Source organism: Stenotrophomonas sp. SrG (genome assembly GCF_050031795.1).
GTDB classification, from domain to species: domain Bacteria; phylum Pseudomonadota; class Gammaproteobacteria; order Xanthomonadales; family Xanthomonadaceae; genus Stenotrophomonas; species Stenotrophomonas rhizophila_A.
The window spans coordinates 1-323 of the sequence record NZ_JBNBBE010000072.1 but is presented as its reverse complement, the minus strand read 5'-3'; the positions used below and the strand labels follow the sequence as shown (position 1 = coordinate 323).

1 protein-coding gene is annotated in these 323 nt (G+C 60.4%); it reads left to right on the top strand.

Annotated elements, in window-relative coordinates; genetic code table 11:
* Nucleotides 1-323: JAB domain-containing protein (locus tag ACQG3P_RS19025; RefSeq protein ID WP_426805908.1), on the top strand; the 323-nt coding region annotated here is incomplete at both ends.

Below are 323 nucleotides of genomic sequence, written 5' to 3'. Positions count from 1 at the left end.
TGACAAGGACGTGCGGCAGCTGAAGAAACTGCCCGGACTTGGACTTGCACGGGCCTGCGAATTGGTCGCCGCAATTGAACAGACCGACCGCTATCTGCTTGCTGACTTGGAACTCGGAGAGAGCATGCTCGATGCAACGACCTCCATGCGCTACTTCAAGCAGCGCTTGCGCGGACGAAAGCAGGAGATATTTGCCGCACTGTTCGTGGACACTCGAAATCGGGCCATCGCCTTCGAGGAGCTTTTCACCGGGACAATCGACTCTGCCGTGGTGTACCCCCGCGATGTCGCGCGCCGCGCCTTGCTCCACAACGCGGCAGCCG